The sequence below is a fragment of the Spiroplasma endosymbiont of Lariophagus distinguendus genome (assembly GCF_023846195.1).
Lineage (GTDB): Bacteria > Bacillota_I > Bacilli_A > Mycoplasmatales > VBWQ01 > Spiroplasma_E.
Genome location: NZ_JALMUW010000176.1, coordinates 1 through 591 on the forward strand (window position 1 = coordinate 1; position 591 = coordinate 591).

The window sequence follows — 591 nt, forward strand, 5'->3', positions numbered from 1 at the left end:
TATTATTTCTATTAAATTTATTTTTTAATCAATATCTAAATCGTAAACTTTCTAAACTAATATAATAGTTAAAATCTTTAAAGTAATCACTATTAGCAACATAATCATAACTTCCACCAATTAAATTTGTAATACCTTGTTCATTGGGTTTAGTTTTAAATAAATAAAACTCTTTTGCTTTTTCACATGCTTGTACTAATTCTTGTAGGGTTAAAGTTTTAGTACCACGAACTACAAGCGGATTTCTACAATTTCTACTAAAAGAATATGCTTGAACACCAACATCTTTTTGATTTAAAGACTTAATATTTTCTTGTACTTTTGTTACATATTTACTTAAATATTTAACTACAAATTCATTTGTGCCTTTGTGTACAACTTTTAAATCAATACCTTTATTATTACCAACATGCGGTCATCATGTAGTTATCATACTATAAGGTATTTTACGATTAAATAATATATGAAAATGAACTGCTCCACGTTTTTGATATTCATAAACATAAAAATATCTTAATTCACCTAAATGTTTAGAACGTTTAGGGTCATTTCATCAACGTTTTAAACGTTTAAAAAATAATTGCAAATCAT

The 591-nt window shown here is 24.4% G+C and carries 1 protein-coding gene; it reads right to left on the reverse strand.

All coding sequences use genetic code 4. From position 1 onward, the window contains the following. Window positions 1–591, reverse strand: a 591-nt coding sequence (locus M0D11_RS06405; RefSeq protein ID WP_252321148.1) for a rolling circle replication-associated protein, incomplete at both ends; no start/stop codon positions are given.